The organism is Antarctobacter heliothermus (assembly GCF_900188425.1).
Lineage (GTDB): Bacteria > Pseudomonadota > Alphaproteobacteria > Rhodobacterales > Rhodobacteraceae > Antarctobacter > Antarctobacter heliothermus.
In genome coordinates, this window is sequence record NZ_FZON01000046.1 from 15,048 (window position 1) to 31,039 (window position 15,992).

Annotated in this window: 14 protein-coding genes and 1 tRNA gene; 11 read left to right on the top strand and 4 right to left on the bottom strand. The window is 65.7% G+C overall.

Annotated features, from left to right (window positions below):
• The first annotated feature begins 2 nt into the window (after positions 1 to 2).
• The 6 genes from CHB90_RS19110 to CHB90_RS19130 all read left to right on the top strand — a co-directional run bounded on the left by CHB90_RS19110 (position 3) and on the right by CHB90_RS19130 (position 5,489).
• Positions 3 to 1,208, top strand: coding sequence for a TCR/Tet family MFS transporter (locus tag CHB90_RS19110; RefSeq protein WP_089279451.1), 1,206 nt, complete (start codon positions 3 to 5; stop codon positions 1,206 to 1,208).
• A 93-nt stretch (positions 1,209 to 1,301) separates the two neighbouring features.
• Entirely contained in the window at positions 1,302 to 2,390 is a 1,089-nt protein-coding gene (locus CHB90_RS19115) for an alcohol dehydrogenase catalytic domain-containing protein (protein WP_089279452.1), read from the top strand.
• Between the two features lie 62 nt (positions 2,391 to 2,452).
• Positions 2,453 to 3,685: a mandelate racemase/muconate lactonizing enzyme family protein gene (locus CHB90_RS19120; RefSeq protein WP_089279453.1), complete on the top strand. Its 1,233-nt coding sequence runs from the start codon at positions 2,453 to 2,455 to the stop codon at positions 3,683 to 3,685.
• A gap of 58 nt (positions 3,686 to 3,743) precedes the next feature.
• Complete coding sequence (locus CHB90_RS19125) at positions 3,744 to 4,079, top strand: ArsR/SmtB family transcription factor (protein ID WP_245823305.1); 336 nt, start codon at positions 3,744 to 3,746, stop codon at positions 4,077 to 4,079.
• Positions 4,066 to 4,494: an amidase family protein gene (locus CHB90_RS27350; protein WP_281256117.1), complete on the top strand. Its 429-nt coding sequence runs from the start codon at positions 4,066 to 4,068 to the stop codon at positions 4,492 to 4,494. Before CHB90_RS19125 ends, CHB90_RS27350 begins: the two co-directional genes overlap by 14 nt.
• Positions 4,491 to 5,489 (top strand): amidase, encoded by a 999-nt coding sequence (locus CHB90_RS19130; protein ID WP_281256118.1) that lies wholly within the window; start codon positions 4,491 to 4,493, stop codon positions 5,487 to 5,489. The genes CHB90_RS27350 and CHB90_RS19130 overlap by 4 nt, the downstream gene beginning before the upstream one ends.
• Before the next feature lie 7 nt (positions 5,490 to 5,496).
• On the opposite strand, the gene CHB90_RS19135 is transcribed toward CHB90_RS19130, so the two are convergent.
• Complete coding sequence (locus CHB90_RS19135; RefSeq protein WP_089279454.1) at positions 5,497 to 7,392, bottom strand: acyl-CoA synthetase; 1,896 nt, start codon at positions 7,390 to 7,392, stop codon at positions 5,497 to 5,499.
• 207 nt (positions 7,393 to 7,599) lie between these two features.
• Here CHB90_RS19135 and CHB90_RS19140 point away from each other — a divergent pair, with 207 nt between their 5' ends.
• The 3 genes from CHB90_RS19140 (at position 7,600) to CHB90_RS19150 (ending at position 9,834) form a co-directional block, all read left to right on the top strand.
• Positions 7,600 to 7,899 (top strand): DnaJ family domain-containing protein, encoded by a 300-nt coding sequence (locus CHB90_RS19140; RefSeq protein WP_089279477.1) that lies wholly within the window; start codon positions 7,600 to 7,602, stop codon positions 7,897 to 7,899.
• A gap of 81 nt (positions 7,900 to 7,980) precedes the next feature.
• Positions 7,981 to 9,174, top strand: a complete 1,194-nt coding sequence (locus CHB90_RS19145) for a class I SAM-dependent methyltransferase (protein ID WP_089279455.1) — start codon at positions 7,981 to 7,983, stop codon at positions 9,172 to 9,174.
• Between the two features lie 3 nt (positions 9,175 to 9,177).
• Positions 9,178 to 9,834, top strand: coding sequence for an SOS response-associated peptidase (locus CHB90_RS19150; RefSeq protein ID WP_089279456.1), 657 nt, complete (start codon positions 9,178 to 9,180; stop codon positions 9,832 to 9,834).
• Between the two features lie 124 nt (positions 9,835 to 9,958).
• Here the strand turns inward: CHB90_RS19150 and CHB90_RS19155 are convergent, their stop codons facing one another.
• The 3 genes from CHB90_RS19155 to CHB90_RS19165 form a co-directional block, all read right to left on the bottom strand.
• On the bottom strand, positions 9,959 to 12,178 hold the full coding sequence (locus tag CHB90_RS19155; RefSeq protein ID WP_089279457.1) for a hypothetical protein: 2,220 nt from the start codon (positions 12,176 to 12,178) through the stop codon (positions 9,959 to 9,961).
• A 95-nt stretch (positions 12,179 to 12,273) separates the two neighbouring features.
• Positions 12,274 to 13,353, bottom strand: coding sequence for a methylglyoxal synthase (locus CHB90_RS19160; protein WP_089279458.1), 1,080 nt, complete (start codon positions 13,351 to 13,353; stop codon positions 12,274 to 12,276).
• A 3-nt stretch (positions 13,354 to 13,356) separates the two neighbouring features.
• A complete protein-coding gene (locus tag CHB90_RS19165) occupies positions 13,357 to 13,851 on the bottom strand; it encodes a carbohydrate kinase family protein (RefSeq protein ID WP_089279459.1) in 495 nt (164 codons plus the stop codon).
• Positions 13,852 to 14,009: 158 nt separating this feature from the next.
• On the opposite strand from CHB90_RS19165, the gene CHB90_RS19170 reads away from it, so the two are divergent.
• Together CHB90_RS19170 and CHB90_RS19175 are read left to right on the top strand one after the other, a co-directional pair.
• Positions 14,010 to 14,083: transfer RNA gene (locus tag CHB90_RS19170), tRNA-Gly, on the top strand.
• Between the two features lie 99 nt (positions 14,084 to 14,182).
• Entirely contained in the window at positions 14,183 to 15,982 is a 1,800-nt protein-coding gene (locus CHB90_RS19175; RefSeq protein ID WP_089279460.1) for an ABC transporter transmembrane domain-containing protein, read from the top strand.
• The last annotated feature ends 10 nt before the right edge of the window (positions 15,983 to 15,992 follow it).

The window sequence follows — 15,992 nt, forward strand, 5'->3', positions numbered from 1 at the left end:
GAATGCGCCTGCACGTTGTCTTTCTGTTGGCCACGGTGACGCTGAACGCCATGGGGATCGGGCTGATCCTGCCGGTCATCCCGGACCTGATCCGCGACGTCACCGGCCAGCCGCTGTCACAGGCAGCCCTGATCGGCGGCGTCCTCAGCACCGTCTTTGCCACGATGCAGTTCCTGTTTGCACCGTTCATGGGCCGTCTGTCGGATGCCTATGGGCGGCGGCCCGTTCTGTTGGGGACACTGGCGATCATGGTGCTGGACTATGCCGTTCTGGCGCTGGCGAACACGCTCTGGATGCTGGTGGTGGCGCGGATGATCGGCGGCTTTGCCTCATCCACGCAATCCACCGCCAGCGCCGCCATCGCCGACCTGTCAGAGCCGGGGCACCGCGCGCGCGGCTTTGGCCTGATCAGCGCGGCATTCGGGCTGGGCTTTGTGCTTGGCCCGGTGCTGGGCGGCCTGCTGGCAGAACTGGGCACGCGTGCGCCATTCTGGGCGGCAGGGGGTCTGTGTGGCGCGGGCGTCTTGCTTGGCCTGATGAGCTTTCCCGAAACCCATGCCGCCGCAAACCGCCGCCCCGTCACCTGGCGTGGCAGCAACCCTTTCGGGGCCTTTCGCGCCCTGAACCGTCTGCCCGGCCTGACCCGTTCGCTGATCGTGTACTTCCTGTACAACGTGGCCTTTGGCACCTACCCGGCGATCTGGTCGTTCTTTGCACAGGCGCAATTCGCCTGGTCGCCTGCCATGGTCGGCCTGTCTCTGGGGATCTTCGGGATTTCCTTTGCCGTGGTCCAAGGCGGCCTGATGGGCCTGATCCTGCGCGCCCTGGGCGAGCGTGGCACCGCCGCGATGGGCCTTGCCGTCTCAGCGGTGGGGTTCGCAGCGCTCGGCGTGGTCAGCAACGGCACACTGGTCCTGTTCTTTGCGCCCATCGCCGCCCTTGGGGCGACCTATGCCCCGGCGCAGCAGGCCCTTCTCAGCCAACGTCTGGGGCCGGACGAACAGGGGGCCTTGCAGGGGGTTCTGACCTCGACCGTGGCCGTTGCCATGATGGTGGCCCCCGCGCTGATGTCTCAGGTCTTTGCGCACTTCACCGCCCCTGAAAGGATAAATCCTTTGCCCGGTGCGCCGTTCCTGCTGGCGATGCTCCTTGTGCTGGCCGCCTGCGTGCTCTTTGTCTGGCCCCGCCGCGCGCCTGTCGTGGCGTAACCGTCCGCATCCGACATGCACAATGTCGGTTTTTGACGCGCGACGCCCCCAACCCGACCTCAGGTTCAGCCCAAACACGGAGAAATTCCCACCATGCCACGCATTCGCGCCGCGGTTTGCACCGCCTTCGACGCCCCCCTCCAGATCGAAGAGCTTGACCTCCGCGCGCCCGGCGCCGGAGAGATCGAGGTCACGCTGGAGGCGGTCGCCATCTGCCATTCCGACATCTCATACGCCGAAGGTGCCTGGGGCGGCGATCTGCCCGCCGTCTACGGCCATGAGGCGGCAGGGCATGTCACCGCAGTGGGTGGCGGCGTCACGGACTTGCACCCGGGTGACCGTGTTGTCGTTACTCTGATCCGCGCCTGCGGCACCTGCCCCAATTGCGCCGGCGGCCAACCCACGATCTGCATCGGCGACCGCCGCAGCGACCCGGTTCTGACCCGCCCCGATGGCACCCCGGTGATCCCGGCCATGTTCTGCGGGGCTTTTGCCGAAAAGGTGGTCGTCGACCAGAGCCAGGTTGTCGTCATGCCAGCGGATATGCCCGCCGAGGCGGTCTGCCTGCTGGCCTGTGGCGTGATCACCGGCATTGGCGCGGTGATCAACGCGGGCAAGATGCGCCCGGGCGACGACGTGGTGGTGATCGGTGCCGGGGGCGTGGGCCTCAACGCGATCCAGGGAGCGCGCATCGGCGGCGCACGCCGGATTGTCGCCGTCGACATGAGCGAGGAAAAGCTGGAGACCGCCCGTGCCTTTGGTGCGACCGACGGCGTGCTGGCCAGCGAAGCGGCCCCGTGGAAAACCGCCACCGACATCATGGGTCGTGGCGCGGACGTGGTTGCCGTGACCGTGGGCGCGATCCCGGCCTACGATCAGGCGCTGCGCTATCTGGGCTGGGGTGGCCGCATGGTGATGGTCGGGATGCCGCATTCCGGCGCGATGGCCAGCTATGAGCCGGTGGTGCAGGCCTTCATGGGGCAACAGATGGTCGGGTCCAAGATGGGCGATGTGGTGATCCAACGTGACATCCCGTGGATGGCCGACCTGTACCGACAGGGCCGCCTGAAACTGGATGAACTGGTCTCTGGCCGCTGGTCGCTGGAACAGATCAACGAGGCGATTGCCGATACCAAGGGTGGCGGCGCGCGCCGCAATGTGATCGTCTTCGACAAAACGTAACCCGGGTTTTCCACCGAAAATCCGGCGCTGCGCCCAGACCCCTATCCGCAGGAAGGCCCGCCTTGAAACTCCGCGATCTCGATATCATCGTCACCGCCCCCCCGGCCCCCGGCTGGGGCGGGCGCTACTGGATCCTTGTCAAGCTGACCACGGATGACGGCATCACCGGCTGGGGGGAATGTTATGCCTCATCCATCGGGCCGCAGGCCATGCGCGCCGTGATCGAGGACGTCTTTGCCCGCTACTTTGAGGGCGAAAACCCCGAAAACATCGAACGCATGTTCCGCCGCACCTATTCCTCCGGCTTTACCCAGCGCCCGGACCTGACGGTCATGGGGGCCTTTTCAGGGCTGGAGATCGCCTGTTGGGACATTCTGGGCAAGGCGCGCAATCGCCCTGTCTGGGCGCTGTTGGGCGGCATGATGAACGAACGCGTGCGCGCCTATACCTATCTCTACCCGCTGCCCGCCCACAATCTGGACGATTTCTGGACCTCGCCGGACATGGCCGCCGAATCGGCGCTGGACTGCGTCAATCGCGGCTATACGGCGGTCAAGTTCGACCCCGCCGGCCCCTACACCATGCGCGGCGGCCACCAGCCCGGCATGCGCGACATTTCCATGTCCGTCGCCTTTTGCAAGGCGATCCGTGAGGCGGTGGGCGACCGCGCCGACCTGCTGTTCGGCACCCACGGCCAGTTCAACACCGCAGGCGCCATCCGTCTGGGGCAGGCGCTGGAACCCTACCTGCCACTCTGGTTCGAGGAACCGGTCCCGCCTGACAACCCGCTTGAATTTGCCGAGGTAGCGCGTGCGGTCCGCATCCCCATCGCCACCGGCGAACGGCTGACCACCCGCGCCGAATTTGCCTCCCTGTTGCGCACCGGCGGGGCCAGCATCCTGCAACCGGCACTGGGCCGCGCGGGCGGCATCTGGGAAATGCGCAAACTGGCCGCCTTGGCCGAAAGCTTTAACGCGCAGATGGCCCCGCATCTGTACGCCGGTCCCATCGAATGGGCGGCCAACATCCAGCTAGGTGTGTCGATCCCCAATCTGCTGATCGCCGAATGTATCGAAACACCGTTCCATGACGCCCTGATCAAAAGCACCATCAAGGTCGAAGACGGCTTTATTCCTGCCCCGCAAGCCCCCGGTCTGGGCATCGAGGTCGATGAGGATCTGGCGCGCGCGCATCCCTACACCGGCGACGGTCTGCATCTGCAGATGCAGGATGCGCCTTGTGATTATGCAAACGGCAACGCGTTTCAGGGTGGAGCACCGGCAACCGAATCATGATCTCGCATTTCTGGAACGAGGTGTTTATATTGTTCGGAAAGAGCAAACCGCGAGTCCCATGGAAGATCTGACCAAACTGCCGCCTCCCCCGGAGGAAATGCAAGCCAATGCCCAGCACGCCGCCGCCTTTCTCAAGACGTTGGCGCATGAAGGGCGGCTGATGATCCTGTGTCATCTGGGGTCGGGCGAAAAGTCCGTCGGAGAACTCGAAGAGTTGCTCAGCATCCGGCAGGCGGCCGTCAGCCAGATGCTGGCACGCCTGCGCGAAGAGGGGCTGGTGCAAACTCGACGCGACGGAAAGACAATTTACTACAGCCTGGCAGACGACAACACAAACCGGGTGATCGGTCTGTTGTACGACATCTTCTGCGCCCAGTCCGATGAGCCCTGCTGACCCGCCTTTTACCGGCCCTGGGCTGTGTCGCCTGACCGCCTGCGCCGTGGTCGATCTGCTCAAAAGCGGCGAGGTCAGCTCGCGCGACCTGATAGAGGCTAGCCTGTCGCGCATTGCCACGACCAGTCCCGCCATCAACGCCATGGTCACGCCCTGCCCTGATCGCGCACGGCGGGCCGCCGACCCGGCGAACCCGGCCAGCCTGCTGGCGGGTCTGCCCATCGGCATCAAGGACCTGACCCCGGTCGCCGGGGTCCGCAGTACCTGCGGCACGCCCGCGCTTGCCGACCATGTGCCTGACACCTCGGACCCGATGGTCCTGCGGCTAGAGGCCAATGGTGCGGTGATCCTTGGCAAAACCAATACGCCGGAAATGGGCGCCGGGCCAATACCTTCAATCCGGTCTTCGGCATGACGCGCAACCCGTGGAACACCGCCATGAACGCCGGTGGATCCTCTGGCGGCGCGGCGGCGGGGCTTGCCACCGGCGAGGTCTGGCTCAGCCAAGGGTCAGACGTGAGCGGATCGCTGCGCACCCCGGCCAGCTTTTGCGGCATCGTCGGGCTGCGCCCGTCCCCCGGCGTGGTCGCCAGCCCCGGCGGCGACGGATTCAACCCGTTCGGCGTCGAGGGGCCAATGGCCCGCACGGTCGAGGATTGCGCCCTGATGCTGGACGCGATGGCAGGCTGGGATGCGGTGTCACCGCTGGCATTCCCTGCCCCGGCGCAAAGCTATCTGGACACATGCCGCGCCGATGCTGGCAACATCCGCATCGCCTACGCCCCCGACCTTGGCGGGCTGGCCCCGGTAGAGCCGGACATGACGACGCTGCTGTCAGACGCGTTGACCCGGCTGCAAGCGCCGGATGTGACGGTGGTCGAGGCCGCGCCGGACACCACAGGCACCGAAACCGCCTTTCGCACGCTGCGCGGGCTGGGAATGTGGACCGGGTTCCGCGCCACACCCAGCGCCGTGTCGGACCGCTACAAGGCCACATTGCGCCAGAACATCGCCGAGGGCGGCGCGCTAACTGTCGACGATATCGCCGAGGCCCACCTGACCCGCGCGCGCCTTTACGACACCATGCGCCGGTTCTTTGGCACTTTTGATGTTCTGGCCGGTCCCGTCACCGGCATCGGCCCACTGCCGGTCGAGATCGAATACCCGACAGAGGTCGCAGGCCACGCCAGCCACGATAACATCGACTGGCTGCGCTTTGCCTTTCTGGCCACGCTCTGCGGATTGCCCGCCCTATCGCTGCCCGTGGGCCGCGACGCGCGCGGCCTGCCGGTGGGCCTGCAACTGATCGGCCCGCCCCGGGGCGAGGCGCGTCTGTTGCAGATCGCCCGGCGGCTGGAACAGGCGACGGGGTTTCCCCCGACGCCCATTGATCCGGTTGTGACACACTAGCGACGCGCTACGCGACCGCCTTGGCCTCTGCCCAGTCCCAGGGCCGGACAAAATCGCCCAGCACCTTGCCGACCTCATCGCTGGTCGCGCCATTGGCCTGAACCTGCGCGACCAGACCCCGGCTCTTGTCATCGACCACCGCCACAACACGCGCGGCGCAACCCGCCTTTTCCAGCGCGCCGTTGTAGACACGCGTGATCGCATGTTTGCGCAGGTCCGGCTTGAACACCTTGCCGACCGCCGTCTTGGGCAGTTCCGGCAGGATGGTCATGTGTTTGGGGTGTGCGGCGCGTTCATGCACATGAATGCGGGCGTGTTCCAGCAACTCTGCCTCCGTCACCCCGGCTCCGGTCACCAGTTCGACAAAGGCACAGGGCAGTTCGCCCGAATGCGCATCGGGCTGACCGATGGCCCCGGCAAAGGCCACCGCCGGATGCGCCAACAGCGCCTCTTCGATCTCTGCCGGGTCGATGTTGTGGCCGCCGCGAATGATCAGATCCTTGGCCCGCCCGGTAATCCAGATGTAGCCGTCTGCATCAATGCGTCCCAGATCACCGGTCCGCAGATGGGTGCCATAGTGGAACAGCTCTGCGTTCTTGGCCGCCTCTGTATAGGTGTGGCCCGCATAGACGCCGGGGTTGGACACGCAGATCTCACCGATCTCGTCAACACCACACTCCACCGGCTCGCCCTCGACCAGTCGGATGATCCGGACATCCGTATAGGGCAAGGCAATCCCGACCGACCCGATCTTCTTTTCGCCGTCCACCGGATTGACGGAGACCAGACAGGTTGCCTCGGTCAATCCATACCCTTCGCAAACCGTTACGCCGCAGGCCGCCTCGAACCGTTTGAACAGCTCCATCGGCATCGGAGAGGACCCGGAAAACGCCGTCTTGATAGAGGAAATATCGGCATCCACCTTGCGCTGCATCAGCGCCGACACTGCCGTGGGCACGGTAATGACAAAGGTCGTCTTCCAACGTTCGCACAGCTTCCAGAAATTGTCGAAGACGCCCTCGCCGCGATAGCCCGCAGGGGTCGGGAACACCACATGCGCGCCGGAAAACACCATGGCCATCAGGATCACATGGCAGGCAAAAACGTGGAACAGCGGCAAGGGGCACATGACGCTGTCTTCTTCGCCGAACAACAGCGTGTCGCCCAGCCAGCCATTGTACAGCATCCCGGAATAGGTGTGCTGTGCGACCTTGGGCATACCCGTCGTGCCGCCGGTATGAAAATAGGCCGCCACACGGTCCGCCGTGCCATCGGCAAAGGCCAGCGTCTTGGGCTGTTTCGCCATTTCCTTGCGGAAATCCTTGATGTCGGCGTGATGGTTGCCCGGATTCTTGGGGCGCACAAACGGCACGATCCAGCTTTTCGGCGGGGTCAGATAGCGATTGAGATCGACCTCCAGCACCGTATGCACATGGGGCGCATTGCGCACCGCCTCTGCCATCTTCTGCGCGATGTCGGACTTGGGAAAAGCCTTGAGCGTGACCACAACCTTGGCATCCGTCTCGCGCAGGATTGACGCGATCTGCTCCGGCTCCAGCAGCGGATTGATCGGGTTCACGATGCCCGCAACCGTGCCGCCCAGCAGCGCGGCGATGGTCTCGTTGCAGTTCGGCAGCACATAGGCGACGACGTCGTTTTCGCCCACGCCAAGACTGCGGAACAGGTTCGCCGCCTGCGCGGTCTGCGCCTGCACTTCGGCCCATGTCAGGGTTTCTGCCTTGTCGGTCGGACCGGACAGCAGCTGATAGCTGACCGCAGGTCGGCCCGGAAACCGCGTCGCCGTGCGCGTCAACTGCCCCCACAGCGTCGGCGGGATGTCCCGCTCTGCCCAAGGGCCCTCGGCCACGATTGCATTGCGATCGTCCACTCCCGCATAGGACATGGGCGTCTCTCCTCCCGTTTTTTCATTGCGAACCAGTGTGTGAGCCTTTGCCGTTTCACGCAAGAGCGCGCAACGCGGCGGCACTCATGTGGTGACGCAGCGTTCTGCCCGACGTCATGCCAGTAGCCTGCCGTTTCCGGGCGTTCCGGCCCGGGGTATCGCATCATGTCTTTCACAGAGGCCGGTTTTGTGGCAATGAACCGCGCCATGGACCACCCGTTGCTCGACCTCATCAACGCCCGCATAGAGGCGGCGGAACGCTCTGGCGCCTTTGAAAATCTCGAAGGCGCGGGCCGCCCCCTGCCCGCCAGCGATGACCCGGACAACGCGGTCCTGACCCGCATCCTGAAGGAGAACGGCGCCGTCCCCGAAGAGGTCGCCCTGCTCCGCGAACTGGCCGACTTGCGCGCACGCCTGCGTGACACACATGACCGCACCGCCCGAGCGGCGCTGATCCGCGACATCGCGCTGGCCGACACCCGCCTGGACATCGCCAAGCGCCGCTGACGGCGCACCTCTCACGATCAAGACTTGTCCCCCGCCGTCCTTCTGGGGCAAACCGGGGCGCAGCAGCAGGGAGACGCGCGCATGGTATCGGTCAAGGAACAGTACGAAAGCTATCCCTACCCCGAACGCGACCCGGCGGATGAGGCAAAGCGCCTGATCATCGGATCACCGTCGCATCCGCTGGAAATCGACCACTACCTGTATCAGGGCCGGCGCGACTGGACCCAGACCCTGCGGGTGCTGGTCGCGGGCGGCGGCACCGGCGACGCGCTGATCCAGATCGCCCAGATGATGACCAGCGCGGGCGCACCCTATGAGATCACCTATCTGGATCTCTCCAAGGCCTCGCGCGCCATCGCAGAGGCACGGGCCAAGGCGCGCGGACTGACCGGCATCACCTTTGTCACCGGCAGCCTGCTGGATGCACCGGACCACGGCCCGTTTGACTACATCGACTGCTGCGGCGTGTTGCATCACCTGCCGGACCCGGACGCGGGCTTTGCCGCCCTGCGCGCCGCCGTCGCCCCCGGCGGCGGCATGGGGTTCATGGTCTACGCGCCCTACGGCCGCTCCGGCATCTACGCGTTGCAAGAGGCCTTTGGCACGCTGTTTGATGGCATGGCCCCGCAGGCGCGGCTGGCCAAGGCGAAAAAACTCGTCGGCGCGCTGCACAAGGGGCACCCTTTTGCCGCCAACGGCAATGTCACCGATCACAAACAAAGCGACGCGGGGTTCTACGACCTGCTGCTGCACGGTCAGGACACGCCCTTTGACATCCCGCGCTTGCTCGGCACGCTGGACCGGACAGGCTGGAAACTGCAATCGCTACTGCCGCCGGGCCTCTATGATCTGGCCCGGATCACCGACCGGCCCAAGGACATGGACGACGCGACCGCCATGGCCCTGGCGGAAAAGCTGCGCGGTACGATGAAAAAGCACCTTGGCTATCTTGTCCCGGCGGATGAGGACCGCCCCATCGCCCGCGGCTCCAGGCAAAGCCTGATCCCCCGCTCGCCCACCAGCGACATGCGCAAACCGGCGCAGGCGGTGGCACAAGGCCGCCCGCTGCCGATCACCCTGAAAGAAGCCGATGTGCAAATACGCATCCCGCGCGACTGTGCTCCGCTGATGGCCGCCATCAACAACCGCCGCAGCCTTGCCGAAATCCGCGAGGTCACAAAGATGGACCCGCTGCGCTTTGCCGATCTCTGGGGGCGGCTGGAACGCGAACTGACCGCCTGGGGACTGCTGCACTACTCCCGCTTCGGGCTCTGACCCATGTGCGGGCGGTTTGCGATCACCCTGCCCCCCGACGCCATGGCGCAGCTGTTCCAGGCGGTGCCCTCAAACGACCTGCCAGAGGTACCCAACTACAACGTCTGCCCGACAACGCAGATCCACGCGGTAATGGCGGACGATGGCCGTCGCCTGGTCTCCATGCGCTGGGGATTCCTGCCGCATTGGTACAAGGCCCCCAACGGCGGCCCGCTGTTGATCAACGCGCGGGCGGAAACCATCGCCGAAAAGCCCGCCTTCAAGGCCGCGTGCCGCGAACGGCGCTGCCTGATCCCCTGCACCGGCTTTTTTGAATGGACCAAGGACATGGACGGCAACCGCCTGCCCTGGTACATCCACGCGGCGGATAACGCCCCGCTGGTCTTTGCCGGGGTCTGGCAGGACTGGGAACGGGACGGACAGGCCTTTCACAGCTGCGCCATCGTCACCTGCGCCGCAAATGACACCATGTCGGAAATCCACCACCGCATGCCGGTGCTCCTGTCCCCCGACATCTGGGGCAAATGGCTCGGCGAAGACGGCCCCGGCGCGGCCACCCTGATGACCCCTGCACCAAATGATGCGCTCCGGTACTATCGTGTCGATCCTGAGGTAAACTCGAACCGCGCCAAAGGCCCCGACCTGATCGCGCCCATCTGACCTCGGATTGCGCCCGTCCGCCCACACGGCCCCCGCCCCGGCTTCTTCTGTCCTGAAATATCCCGGGGGCGGGGCCGCAGGCCAAGGGGGTCATGCTGCGAGCATACCTCTGGCATAACGCCCCCTAACCCAACCCCGCCATGGCAAACAACGGCAAGGCAGCCAGCGCCCAGCTGAGACCCAAATCATCCAGCCCCGCCCCCGGCGCATCACTGTCGAGTTCCGCGTCTTCGTCCGGCAGGCCCTCAAACAGGCTTTCATCCCCCTCTGCCTGAGCGCCTTGTCCCGGTGCAAATCCCATCAGCCGCAATAGCTCCTGTGCAGCCTCGGCAGGGTCAGCGACGGTTGTTGTGGCAGACGTCGGGGCCTCGCGCGGCACCAGATCGTGTATCTCGGCCCACAGATCGCGCGCCTCGTCCTCCGCGCGCGCCGGGCCGGTTGCGCCTTGCATCGGTCGCGCGGCAGAGGCCGTGGGCTCCGGCCCGCCAAACGACAGAATGTCCGCCCAGTCTTGCAGGGCTGCCCCGGGCTCGTCGTCCTGCACCGCCGAAACCCGGTCGCCGGATCCGGTGTCGAGGGCACGCAAATTCGCGAATGCGTCCGGTTCCGCGCCATCGCGCGCCACGTCCGGGGTCTGGCCACTCTCTGTGAACCCCATGACCATGGCCAGTTCCGGCTCGGTGTTCACGGGGGGCAGCCCGGGTGCGGCGGGGGTTATGTCGGGCCGCACATCGACCTGGGCGCTATCCGCCAGCTCAACATCCACCGGTTCAACATCGGACAGACCAACATCGCTCAGGTCATCCGGCACCGCCCCTGGCGCGGTGCTGTCGAACACCGGCGCAAACTCTGCCGTCGGGATCACGTCGAACAGCCGCAATTGCAAGATCTCGCCCTCGGCCAGCACCACATCCACCTGTCCGCCGTCATAGACGTCCTCCGGGTCCAGCCGCTCCAGCACCGCATCGGATGAGGTATCGCCCGGCGCCTGTCCGGGTGCGACGCCCAGCACCACGGCCTCGACCCCGCCAACATCCGCCACCAGCGCGCGCAGATCCACACCGCCTTGCACAACCCCGCCGCCCTGTGGCGCGGTGACATACAGCAGCATGTCGTCGCCATCGGCAAAGCCATGCACCTCGATCCCCGCGCCCTCATACTCTGTCTCGCGCGCATCGGCGGGGGCGAAATCCAGCATCGTCATGCCGGGCAGATTCTCCGACATCAGGGCAAACATCTCTCCCGGTGGCGTGTTGCCGGAATAGCTCATCCCTTCGCTCAGCGCCGACGGCGTGTTCTGGATCAGCGGCCAGACCTGCGCGGCGTCCACCCCCTCGGCCATGAATGCCTCGACCTGTTCCAGCATCTCCTGTGCCTGAAACAACCCATAATCCTGCGCCTCATCCAGCGAGGAGGAGTTTGACCGCAGGTTCCATTCGGTCACATGGATCTCAAGCTCCGGGTTTTCCTCAAACCATGTGTCCTGGATCTGATCGAGGTGAAAATACCGCGTGTGCGGCGCATCGGGGCCGCGCGAATAGACATGCGCGATGATCCCGTCGACGGCGTCCAGCTCCGCGGCGTCGAACTGTTCCAGCACCAGCAGGTTGTTGACCTCGGTCCAGTCGATCCGCGCGCCGGGCGACAGGTCCAGCCCGTAAGTGGCGTTCAGATCGGCGGCAATTTCAGCGTCGGTAAAGCCGCCATAGACCTCATCCAGCGAGGATTCGCCAAAGTTGGTCCCCATCTGCACCAGAATATCGACCTCTGCCGCCTCGGGGTACAGCGGCGCCAGCGCCTGCAATTCACTGTCGATGATGCGGGTCATCTCGGACGCGACACGGCCATATTCGACCGCGTTCATCCGCCCCGATCCCCAGTATTCATTGCCGATCTCGAACCCCGCGACCGGCGCGTCGCCATATTCGCCGGTGATCACCTCGCGCACGAAACCCCGCAACTCCGTCTCATCCACTGCCGCGAATCGGTCACCATTGTCGTCAAAGCGCGTGTCGGAGATCTGCTCACGCGTGGGCAGCACGATGGTCACCGCGCGGCCCGAGTCGCCCGCGTAATCCATGACGTCCGACAGCGGCATGAAATCCACCACTTCGCCAGTTTCATTGTCGGTGGCGGTGCGGGCATCAGGGTTGGACAGGTCGAAAAAGCTCTCTGTCAGCGACCCGCCGGGATAGCGCAGACTGGTGACGCCCAACGCCTCGACCGCCTCGGCATGACTGCCGGGGCCGGTCATCGGCGCGCGTGGCGCAAGAAGGTTGCCGCCGAACAGCCAAGCGGTCGCGGCCTCGCCAGCGCTGGCAAGGGGTACGGAAAGAATGGGCATGATCGCCTCTGCCTGAGGGAAACTCAGAGGCAGATTGGCGAAGAAATGGAAACGAAGTGTCTACGCAGGCCGGACAATGCCTAAAACTGGAACAGTCACGCCTCGCGCCCGCCCGCCAGCAGCGCCGCCGCCAGCATGTCCGCCGCCGAAGTGCTCAGCGCCAGCGGCGTGTCGTGCAGCATCGACAGCCGCGTCAGCGCCTGCAAATCCACGTCCCCGCCATGCGGCACGGTCGGGTCGGCGAAAAAGATCACCGCATCCAGCTCTCCGGTGGCCACCAGCGCGCCCAATTGCTGATCGCCGCCCCGATCGCCGCGTTGCAACCGGCGGATGGCCAGTTCCGGGGCCAGTTCGGACAGCATCCGCCCGGTGCTCCCGGTACAGATCAGCCGGTGCCCCGCCAGCGCCGCGCGGTGCCGCAGCACCCAGGCGCGCAGTTGCGCCTTGCGCGTGTCATGCGCCACCAGCGCCAGCCGCCGGGGTGCTGTGGACACCGCCCGCGCCCGCGCCGTGATCGCCAGGATCGCGCGCACCTGCGCCGCGAACCCGCTGCCCTCTGCCGGAAACACCCCGGACAGCGCCGCGGTGCCCACGGTAAACCCCGCCGCCCCCGCCCCGGCGCAAGCGGCCACACGGGCCTCGCTGTCGATGCTGCCCGCCATGATGACAGGTTTGCCCACAGCATCGCAGACCGCCTTCATCAGCGCCGGAACCGCGCCGTCGAACCGGTAAGCCAGCAGGTCCAACCCGTGTACATGCTCAAAATCCGCCAGTTCGCGGGCCGAGGCGGCGATCTCCTCGACCGGCCCTTCCAGCACGCTGGGATGGCCGGTGATCTTGCCCGGAAACGGGTAATACCGGACCGGATGATGGCGCGTGACCTCCGTCACCTCGCGCGCGCGCGTCCCGCCCAGCAGACAATCCACGTCGATCTCGACCGCCGCGCGGGCCGAGGCCAGCTCACTCTCCGCGTCCAGACTGACCACCTCCAGATACGACCGCCCCCCGGCGCTGCGAATCGCGGCGGCGAGGCTTTTGAGTTCGGACAGCGGCAGTCCCACGTCCTTGAACCCGATATGGCGCACGCCGCCTTCCAGCGCCTCTTCCAGACGCGCGCGGGCATCGGGGATGGTGCGGTCATTGGCGGTCAGCATCAGGATAAAGTCAAAGGCCATGGCTCAGATCTCCGTTGCGGTCAGGGGGGCGGCGCGGGTCCATGTCGCGGCGGTCTCGGCAATGCGCAGGTGCGGCGCGTGCAGGCTGTTGTCGATCAGCGCGGACAGATGCCCCAGCGCCATACCCAGCGGCACGCCCGCCGCAATCAGCGCGGCAAAAACATCGCCCACCCCATGCGGCACCCCGTCCCGCAGGGGCGCCGGGTGGATCCGCGCATCGGCGGCCACCACCACATGCGCGGGCGTCGGCAGATACCCCACCAACAGCGCGTCCTGTTCTGTCAGCCAGCCATTCGCCGCCAGCGCCGCCATCATCTCATACAGGCATTCGGGCGGAACCGGGGCCCCGGCAACCTGCGGCCAGCCGGGATGATTGGACAACATCACCGTCGGCAATTGCGTGACCGTATGGCCCAGTGCCTGCAACGCCGGGACGCCAGCACACAGCCCGACGTGACCATGCGCCACCCAGCTGGACAGGATCAGGACACGGGCCATGCGCACCGCCTGTGGTCCCCAGTCGACATCCCACTGCGGCCTTCCCTGCAAACGCCGTCATCCGCTTTGATCATCCAGCTTTCTCCCAGCTTTCCCCACAGATGCCCCTGCACGACCTTGACCCCGATTTGAGTCTATCATAGGACATAACCCGCTGAGCGGGCGTTGTGTAATGGTAAGACCTCAGCCTTCCAAGCTGATGATACGGGTTCGATTCCCGTCGCCCGCTCCATAATTCTTCCCTGCCCGCCCCTCCCCCGCGTCAAGACAGCGCTTGACCCTCACGCCCCGCGTGGCAAAACGCCCTGTGCGTGACAAGGAAGGAGCCCCCATGGCCGCCAAGACCACCCCCGGCACAGGTGAGCAGGAGCGTGAGAAGTCACGCCGGCTGAAATCCCTGCGCGCGCTCTGGCCTTTTCTGGCACCTTACCGGTTGTTGATGCTGGCCGCGCTTGCCGCGCTGACCGCCACCGCCACGGTGTCGCTGATCCTGCCGCTGGCGGTGCGCCGCGTCGTGGACAATTTCAACACCGAGGACGGCGCGCTGCTGGACCAGTATTTCGGCGCGGCGCTTCTGATCGCGGCCCTTCTGGCAACCGGCACCGCGCTGCGCTACGCGCTGGTGACGCGGCTGGGCGAACGGGTGGTTGCCGACATCCGCAAGGCCGTCTTTGACAAGGTCATCGGCCTGTCGCCCTCGTTCTATGAAAAGATCATGACCGGCGAGGTGCTCAGCCGGATCACCACCGACACCACGCTGATCCTGTCGGTCATCGGCTCGTCGATCTCGATCGCGCTGCGCAACGTGCTGTTGTTCGTCGGCGGCATTGTCCTGATGCTGTTCACCTCGGCCAAGCTGACCGGTCTTGTGCTGCTGATCGTGCCCGCCGTCGTCATTCCGATCCTTGTGCTGGGCCGCCGCGTGCGCAAGCTCAGCCGCGAAAATCAGGACTGGATCGCTGCGTCGTCGGGCAATGCCTCCGAGGCGTTGACCAGTGTGCAGACAGTTCAGGCCTACACCCATGAGACCCAGTCGCGCGGCACCTTCGCCGACGTGACAGAGAAAAGCTTTGACGCCGCGCGCAAACGCATCTGGACCCGCGCGCTCATGACGATGATCGTCATCTTTCTTGTCTTCACCGGCATTGTCGGAGTGCTCTGGATCGGCGCATGGGACGTGCGCGCAGGCGGGATGAGCGCGGGCACCCTGATCCAGTTCGTGATCTATTCCGTCATGGTGGCCGGTGCCGTTGGTGCCCTGTCCGAAGTCTTCGGAGAGTTGCAACGCGCTGCGGGGGCCACCGAACGCCTTGTGGAATTGCTACAGGCCGAAGACACCGTCAGCGACCCCGCCGCACCAGTCCCCGCCCCCACACCCGTGCGCGGTGAGATCACCTTTGACCACGTCAGCTTTTCCTACCCCTCGCGCCCCGGAGTCTCTGCCCTGGCAGAGGTCGATCTGACCATTGCACCGGGGGAAACCGTGGCGCTGGTTGGCCCGTCCGGCGCGGGCAAAACCACCATCATCCAGTTGATCCAGCGCTTTTACGATCCCGCGCAGGGCCGCATCCTGCTGGACGGCGTTGCGCTGGACGCGATGGCGCGGCATGACTTCCGCCGCCACATCGCACTGGTCCCACAAGACCCGGTGATCTTTGCCGCCTCCGCGCGCGACAATATCCGCTTTGGCCGCCCCGATGCCTCTGATGCGCAGGTGGATGCCGCCGCCCGCGCCGCTGCCGCGCATGAGTTTCTCACTGCCCTGCCAGACGGCTATGACAGCTATCTGGGCGAACGCGGCGTGATGCTGTCGGGGGGGCAGAAACAACGCGTCGCCATCGCCCGCGCCATCCTGCGCGACGCACCCGTCCTGCTGCTGGACGAAGCAACCAGCGCGCTGGACGCCGAAAGCGAACGCGCGGTGCAACAGGCCGTCGACACACTGGCCGAGGGGCGCACCACGATCATCGTCGCCCACCGCCTGGCCACCGTGAAAAAGGCCGACCGCATCGTCGTGATGGAAGACGGCCGCATCGTCGCCACCGGCACCCATGACGCGCTGGTCGCCGAAGGCGGGCTTTACGCGCGCCTCGCCCGGTTGCAGTTCACCGAAGGCATGGCGGCGGAATAGCGGCGCAGGG

Coding starts and splice junctions, on each gene's coding strand:
- CHB90_RS19160 (WP_089279458.1), bottom strand. CDS start 13,353: ATGGCCTTTGACTTTATCCTGATGCTGACCGCCAATGACCGCACCATC.
- CHB90_RS19115 (WP_089279452.1), top strand. CDS start 1,302: ATGCCACGCATTCGCGCCGCGGTTTGCACCGCCTTCGACGCCCCCCTC.
- CHB90_RS19135 (WP_089279454.1), bottom strand. CDS start 7,392: ATGTCCTATGCGGGAGTGGACGATCGCAATGCAATCGTGGCCGAGGGC.
- CHB90_RS19150 (WP_089279456.1), top strand. CDS start 9,178: ATGTGCGGGCGGTTTGCGATCACCCTGCCCCCCGACGCCATGGCGCAG.
- CHB90_RS19165 (WP_089279459.1), bottom strand. CDS start 13,851: ATGGCCCGTGTCCTGATCCTGTCCAGCTGGGTGGCGCATGGTCACGTC.
- CHB90_RS27350 (WP_281256117.1), top strand. CDS start 4,066: ATGAGCCCTGCTGACCCGCCTTTTACCGGCCCTGGGCTGTGTCGCCTG.
- CHB90_RS19155 (WP_089279457.1), bottom strand. CDS start 12,178: ATGCCCATTCTTTCCGTACCCCTTGCCAGCGCTGGCGAGGCCGCGACC.
- CHB90_RS19175 (WP_089279460.1), top strand. CDS start 14,183: ATGGCCGCCAAGACCACCCCCGGCACAGGTGAGCAGGAGCGTGAGAAG.
- CHB90_RS19110 (WP_089279451.1), top strand. CDS start 3: ATGCGCCTGCACGTTGTCTTTCTGTTGGCCACGGTGACGCTGAACGCC.
- CHB90_RS19145 (WP_089279455.1), top strand. CDS start 7,981: ATGGTATCGGTCAAGGAACAGTACGAAAGCTATCCCTACCCCGAACGC.
- CHB90_RS19125 (WP_245823305.1), top strand. CDS start 3,744: ATGGAAGATCTGACCAAACTGCCGCCTCCCCCGGAGGAAATGCAAGCC.
- CHB90_RS19130 (WP_281256118.1), top strand. CDS start 4,491: ATGACGCGCAACCCGTGGAACACCGCCATGAACGCCGGTGGATCCTCT.
- CHB90_RS19140 (WP_089279477.1), top strand. CDS start 7,600: ATGGACCACCCGTTGCTCGACCTCATCAACGCCCGCATAGAGGCGGCG.